We start from the raw sequence: 6,216 nt of genomic DNA on the forward strand, positions 1-6,216 counted from the left end.
CGTAGCGGGTGACGTGCCGCTTGACGTCGTGGTTCGACAGCACCCAGGTGGTCGGGGCGCCCACCGAGGCGGCGGTGGCCAGCGAGGAGTCGATCACCGCCCTCAGCTCGGCGGCGTCCCACGGGGTGAACAGGTAGTGGAAGTTGAACGCCTGGTGCAGCTCGTCCGGGCGGACATACATCGCCAGCCGCTCGGCCGTCGGTGCCCACGCCTCAGCCACGCCGATGCGATCGCCGGGATAGGAGTCGAGCACGCGCCGCCACGCGCGGTGGATGTCGTGCACGCCGTCGTTGTCGAAGTACGGCACCGGCTCCTTGCCGATCAGCGTGGTCTGGTTCGCATGTCCGATGTCGGGCAGGCCGCGCGGTTTGACCATGCCGTGTGCCACGTCCACGCGGAAGCCGTCCACACCCAGGTCGAGCCAGAACCGCAGGATCGACTCGAACTCGCCGCGCACCTCGTCGTTGTCCCAGTTGAGGTCGGGCTGCGCGGAGTCGAACAGGTGCAGGTACCACTGCCCGTCCTCGACCTGTGTCCAGGCGGGGCCGCCGAAGATCGACTCCCAGTCGTTCGGCTGGTCGCGGAAGATGTAACGATCACGGTGCTCGCCGCGCAGGGCCTGCCGGAACCAGGGATGGGCCGAGGAGGTGTGATTGGGGACGACGTCCACGATCACCCGCAGCCCGTGGTCGTGCGCCTCGTCGATGAGCGCCTTGGCGTCCGCGAGCGTTCCGAACAGCGGGTCGACGTCCCTGTAGTCCGCGACGTCGTACCCGAAGTCGGCCATGGGGGAGCGGTAGAACGGCGTCAGCCAGACGGCGTCCACGCCCAGACCCGCCAGGTAGGGGAGGCGATCGCGAATGCCGACCAGGTCGCCGATCCCGTCGCCGTCGCCGTCCGCGAAGCTGCGCACGTAAACCTGGTAGATCGCGGCGTCCCGCCACCATGCCGTCATAGTCCCCCCTGAAGGTCCCGACTATGAAATCCCTTGCCGCAAGTTTACGCAAGCCCTTACATACCCCTCTAATACGGAAATTTCGGCTTTTGGCTTCCCAAAACACTCGACCGAAACGGCTGAGAAGGAGATTCTTTATGTCAAGGGTGGACATCTAGCGTTAAGGCGCGATGTACTACCTCTTCAATCAGCCTCGTCACAGGTGACACTCGCGCAAGGTGTAGGCCCATGAGCTCGGTCGTTCTCGACAAAGTGACCAAGGTGTATCCGGGCGACTACCTCGCGGTCGACCGGCTGAGCCTTCGGGCGGAAGACGGCGAGTTCCTCGTCCTCCTCGGTCCCTCCGGATGCGGCAAGTCCACGCTACTCCGCATGATCGCGGGCTTGGAGGAGATCACCGAGGGCGACCTCTGGCTGGACGGGCAGCTGGCCAACCATCTGGCCCCGCGCGATCGTGACGTGGCCATGGTGTTCCAGAACGGCGCGCTCTATCCGCACAGGACCGTGCGGGGGAACATCGCCTTCCCTCTGGAGATCGCCAAGTCGGACCCGGCGATGGTGCGCGACCGCGTGACCGAGCTGTCGAAGGCCTTACACATCGACGAGACGCTGGACCGCCGCCCAGGCACGCTCTCCGGGGGCCAGCGGCAGCGCGTGGCGATGGGCCGGGCGATCGTCCGGCAGCCCAAGCTGTTCCTCATGGACGAGCCGCTGTCCAACCTCGACGCCGGCATGCGCACCGAGCTCCGCATGGAGATCTCGGCGCTGGTCAGGTCGCTCGGCGTGACCACGATCTACGTGACGCACGACCAGGTGGAGGCCCTGACGCTGGCCGACAGGATCGCCATACTGAACCGCGGGGTCCTCCAGGACGTCGGCACTCCGGCCCAGATTTACAACGATCCAGCCACCGCCTTCGTGGCAGCCTTCCTCAACTCCCAGCAGTTGAACCTGCTGGCGGCCGGTGTCAGGACGCCGCAGAACCAGTACGTCATGCTCGACTTCGGCCCCCACCGGCTCACGCTGCCGTGGAGCGATCCGAGGGCGTACGCGATCTCGCAGCACACGGGCGGGCAGGTGCTCGTGGGTCTGCGGCCCGACAGTCTGGCCCCGGTGCCCGAGTCGTACGAGGGGCCGTCCTTCTACGGGCGGGTGCGGGCGCTGGAATACCACGGGCACGAGTGGCTGGCGTACCTCGAGTGCGGGATGCCCGCCGTGCCGGTGCCCGAGCCGCCGGACCCGCGCCAGCGGATCAACGGGGAGAAGAACGGGCCGGGGAAGCTGTCGGGGCTGGTGCGGCGGATCTTCTCGTCGTCGCAGCATGAGGAGCACCAGGAGCAGGAACGGGTGGGCCAGCACCCGAACAGCGGCATCCACCGCCGCTCCGACCTGATCGTCCGCCTGGGCAACCGGCCCGTCTGGCGCGCCGGCGACGCGGCCAAGGTGGGCGTGGATCTCTCCCGCCTGATGATCTTCACTCTGGACGGCGCCCGCATCGATCCTCCCCGTCGTTAGCTCCCTATATCTGTTGCGGCGAATGCCCGCCGCACGTGGCTGGTCCTTCTTCATTTGTTACGGCGGAGCACGGGCGGCGCCACCCGCCGCACATGGCTGATGGCCTCCAGGGTGACGCCCGCTGACCCGCACAGGGCAGGCCGCAGCTACGGCGCAACCGCCATTCCCACGGTCGTTGACCGGCTGGACACTCATTCCCTGACCGCCCCGACCACGCGGGTCCACTAACCATCCGCGTGCCTCTGCATGTTGACTAACCGGACCATAGTCCGTATCTTCGGAAGCGTTAATCGGACCGGAGTCCGGAAAGGGCATGAATCCATGAGCAGACTGCTGCACATCTCCGCCTCGCCGCGCGGAGGCGAGTCGATCTCGTTGGGGATCGCGCAGACCTTTGTCGACGAGTACCTGGCCGCCCGTCCAGGCGCGACGGTCGACCACTTCGACCTGTGGGACGGGACGCTGCCCGAGTTCGGGCCCGCCGCCGCGACAGCGAAGATGACCGTGTTCGGGGGCGGCACTCCCGAGGGCGAGCAGGCCGAGGCGTGGGAGGCGGCCGTGCGCACATTCGAGCGCTTCGACTCCTATGACCGCTACCTCTTCAGCGTGCCGATGTGGAACGCGGGCGTGCCGTACAAGCTGAAGCAGTTCATCGACGTCGTCAGCCAGCCCGCGATGATCTTCGATGTGCACCCGGAGACCGGCTACCGCCCCCTGCTTGCCGGCAAGCGCGCCGCCGTCGTCTACACCAGCGCGGTCTGGGGGCCTGGGCTGGGGCGGGAGTTCGGGAGCGACTTCCAGTCGACGTTCTTCAACGGATGGCTACGCTGGACCGGCATCGCCGACATCCAGGAGATCCGCCACCACCCGACGCTCACGGGCTCCTACGAGAACGAGCGCAAGCAGGCCGACGAACGCGCCCGCCAGATCGCCAGGACCTTCTAGCGGGGTCATCGAGATCGCGGCCCGGTCAACGCCGCTGGATCGAAGGAGACGGGGAAGGGCTGGTCGAGCGTGAGCACGGTGCCTGCCTTCGCCTCCGCGACCAGCTCGTAGCCCTGCTCGCCCAGGTTGAAGACCTCGACTCGCGGCGCGTCGCCACCCTCCAGGTCGACTCGGATGAAGACGGGGATTCCTGCGGCGGCATACTTGGGCGGTTTGATCGTGTAGTCGCGGTCTCGATTCACCTTGCCAGGGCTGACGACTTCGGCCACGCACACGACGTCGGACGCGGTGAGCACAACAGGGTCTTCGAGTATCGCCGCCGCATATCCGACCACGATGTCAGGAATCAGCCCATCCTCCCCGACCTGGAGGTTTCCGCTTTCGACTACCTCGAATGCCTCGGGAGCCGCCTCGACCAGGATCTGCCGAAGTCGCCCCGCGCTGAGTGCATGAGCGTATCGGGGCATGGGACTCACTACGAAACTCCCGTCGATCAACTCGATCCGCTCCCCGGTTTCAGGCAGCTTGAGCCAGTCCTCGACGGTGTAGCCATCCATAGTGGGCGGCAGGGAGAAAAGCCTGGCACGCCGGGGCGGCGGATGAGCAACCAGCCAGCCTTCATCGGGCATAGCAGTCATCGCGTCATCGCCTTCCATGGATTCGAGTCTTGCACGCACGACAACACCGAGCCAAGTGTATCCGTGTGAGCACGGCGAGTGACGAGGTCACGTTACCTTGCTTTTACCGATCTCGTCAGGCGGCCGCCAGGAATCTCACGAGGTGCAGGTCCAGCGGGGCCCGTCGGGGGTGTCCTCCACCACGATGCCGCCCTCCAGCATCGCCGCCCGCAGCGCGTCCGCCACCTCGTATCGCCCCTCCTCGCGCAGCCGCAACCGGAGCGCCAGGAGGGGCTCCACCAGGGAGGGCAGCCCGAGGGAGCGGAGGCCGGCGGCGGAGGCGAGCTCGCCGAGGCGGGCGATCAGCAGTCGCATCAGCTCTCTGGCCTGATCGACCCCGCCGGAATCCTCCTCCGTGTCGGCGGCCCATTTGACGATCTCCGCCTCGAGGTCGAGGACGGTCTGGGCCGCCGCCACCATGTCCGGCTTGCCCACGGCGGCCTTGAACAGCTCCTCGCACGTGTGGATGGTCTCCTCCAGCGTGACCTCCGCGGGAGCCGGCTCCGCCGGGGGCGGCGGGGTCGTGGTGAGGCCCGTGCCGCCCTCGGCCAGGCGGCGGAGCTGGGCGAGGTCGGTGTGGGTGCCGGTGGGCAGGACCGTCTGGGAGCCGGGGCGGCGGACGGTGAGGCCGCCCCGGCCCGCCACCCGTACGGACTCGCTCTCCAGATCGATCATCAGCGCCGTGTGCTCGTCGAGGCCGAGCACGGCGGTGCCGGGCGGCAGCTCGCGCTCCATGCGCGACAGCCGGCGCTCGCCGAGGTAGCAATAGCGGGTGTCGTGGGTGCCGCCCTCGGCGTTGTCGAAGTGGGGGATCAGCACGGCCCGCAGGCCCAGCGGCTCCAGCAGGTCAATGCCCTCGCGCCAATGGGGATCCGCGCCCACCTTGTAGATCTCGTAGACCGGCACGGTGGCCAGGCCCGCCGTGCAGGCGGCCGCCGAGGCCAGCACAGTCACCCCCTCACGCGCGCGAACCCGGGCACGCAGGTCACCGGCCACGCCCGAGCCGGCCCACCGGTCGAGCGCGTAGGTGGGACTGCCCGGGCCGGAGAAGACCCAGTCGGCGCCCGTGATCCCAGCCGCCGCCTCGACGTCAAGCCCGACGCTGTGCGCGAAATAGCGGCGGGCGCGGGCGGAGATGTCGGCGGCGTTCTCCTGGAAGGCGTAGGGGGTGTCGAGGAGCACGGCCCGTGCTCCCGCGCGCAGCGTCCGCGCCACCGCGCGGTGGATCTCGACCATGGTCGGGCTCGTTTCCCCCGACCCCATCAGCACCAGCAAACCGGGCATCGCTGTCGGCCTCTCTCTCGCAAGCCATCGACTACAGCCGGACCCGCCGTCGTGTTCAAGAGCCGGAACACAATGCATCTGGGATGTACTTGCATATGATTGGCAGTAAGTTGTCGATGGTGACGGGAAGACACGTGGTCTCGGTTGAGACGCTCATGCTACGGGCGGGCACCGACAATCGCTGGTCCTACCGGCATGCCATCACCCAGCCCGGGTTCGGGGAGAGCCCCGACGAGGCCGCGCGCCGGCTCAGCGGGGTCTCGGCGGAAGATCCCGCCACCGTCGTGCACTCCACGAGCTGGCGGTACGAGCCGGACGGCGGGATCGTGCTGACATATGCGGTCTGCCCGGATCCGGCGCCGTGGTTGCCCGGGGTCGAGGTGCCCGTGCTGGAGATCGCCAGGGGCGAGGCGCCCGCGACGCCGTCACCTGACCGCGTCGCCCTGGCCAACGTGGTCGCGCACGCGGTCAGGCACCTCGCGTTCCTCATGGCCGAGGACTCCGTCGTGGCTCGCGCCCTGTCCGGACATCCGGAGATCGCCCTCGCGCTGGAGCCGGCGGGCGCTCCGGCGTGACACGCGGCGGCCCAGCGCCTGCATGGGGCTCTCGACGTATCTGAAGGACAGCGCGCTGACGGCCAGCACCGCGGTCACGGCCAGCGCCGCCATCACGAGCTGGTACGGCAGCTCCGCCCGCCGCAGGTCACCGGTGATCTCCACGAAGTACTTCAGCAGCGGATGATGCACCAGGTAGAGCGAGTAGCTGATCAGCCCGAGCCAGGTGAGCACCCTGGGCAGCCGCCGCCCGCGCAGCGCCATCCCCGCCGCGAAGGTGGCACCG

Annotated in this window: 6 protein-coding genes and 1 pseudogene; 2 read left to right on the forward strand and 5 right to left on the reverse strand. The window is 68.2% G+C overall.

What is annotated here, in order from left to right:
* On the reverse strand, nucleotides 1-955 hold a 955-nt coding region (locus tag AB0J09_RS53250; protein WP_360709737.1), incomplete at its 3' end, for an alpha-amylase family glycosyl hydrolase.
* A 228-nt stretch (nucleotides 956-1,183) separates the two neighbouring features.
* On the opposite strand from AB0J09_RS53250, the gene AB0J09_RS53255 reads away from it, so the two are divergent.
* Nucleotides 1,184-2,470 carry an ATP-binding cassette domain-containing protein gene (locus AB0J09_RS53255; protein ID WP_360709739.1) on the forward strand — a complete coding sequence of 429 codons (1,287 nt, stop codon included), beginning with the start codon at nucleotides 1,184-1,186 and terminating at the stop codon, nucleotides 2,468-2,470.
* Nucleotides 2,471-2,791: 321 nt separating this feature from the next.
* Entirely contained in the window at nucleotides 2,792-3,415 is a 624-nt protein-coding gene (locus AB0J09_RS53260) for an NAD(P)H-dependent oxidoreductase (RefSeq protein WP_360709741.1), read from the forward strand.
* Nucleotides 3,416-3,420: 5 nt separating this feature from the next.
* Here AB0J09_RS53260 and AB0J09_RS53265 read toward each other — a convergent pair whose 3' ends face one another.
* The 4 genes and pseudogenes from AB0J09_RS53265 to AB0J09_RS53280 all read right to left on the reverse strand — a co-directional run.
* Complete coding sequence (locus AB0J09_RS53265) at nucleotides 3,421-4,071, reverse strand: Uma2 family endonuclease (protein WP_360709743.1); 651 nt, start codon at nucleotides 4,069-4,071, stop codon at nucleotides 3,421-3,423.
* Between the two features lie 117 nt (nucleotides 4,072-4,188).
* Nucleotides 4,189-5,376, reverse strand: a complete 1,188-nt coding sequence (locus AB0J09_RS53270; RefSeq protein ID WP_360709745.1) for a hypothetical protein — start codon at nucleotides 5,374-5,376, stop codon at nucleotides 4,189-4,191.
* 187 nt (nucleotides 5,377-5,563) lie between these two features.
* On the reverse strand, nucleotides 5,564-5,827 hold the full coding sequence (locus tag AB0J09_RS53275; RefSeq protein ID WP_360709747.1) for a hypothetical protein: 264 nt from the start codon (nucleotides 5,825-5,827) through the stop codon (nucleotides 5,564-5,566).
* Nucleotides 5,802-6,216, reverse strand: a pseudogene (locus AB0J09_RS53280) (hypothetical protein); the annotation flags it as partial. The pseudogene AB0J09_RS53280 and the gene AB0J09_RS53275, both read right to left, overlap by 26 nt.

This window comes from Nonomuraea sp. NPDC049784, assembly GCF_040659615.1.
Lineage (GTDB): Bacteria > Actinomycetota > Actinomycetes > Streptosporangiales > Streptosporangiaceae > Nonomuraea.

What these genes read in the sequence shown, in the direction of transcription:
- AB0J09_RS53255 (WP_360709739.1), top strand. Translation starts at nt 1,184, where the DNA reads ATGAGCTCGGTCGTTCTCGACAAAGTGACCAAGGTGTATCCGGGCGAC.
- AB0J09_RS53260 (WP_360709741.1), top strand. Translation starts at nt 2,792, where the DNA reads ATGAGCAGACTGCTGCACATCTCCGCCTCGCCGCGCGGAGGCGAGTCG.
- AB0J09_RS53265 (WP_360709743.1), bottom strand. Translation starts at nt 4,071, where the DNA reads ATGGAAGGCGATGACGCGATGACTGCTATGCCCGATGAAGGCTGGCTG.
- AB0J09_RS53270 (WP_360709745.1), bottom strand. Translation starts at nt 5,376, where the DNA reads ATGCCCGGTTTGCTGGTGCTGATGGGGTCGGGGGAAACGAGCCCGACC.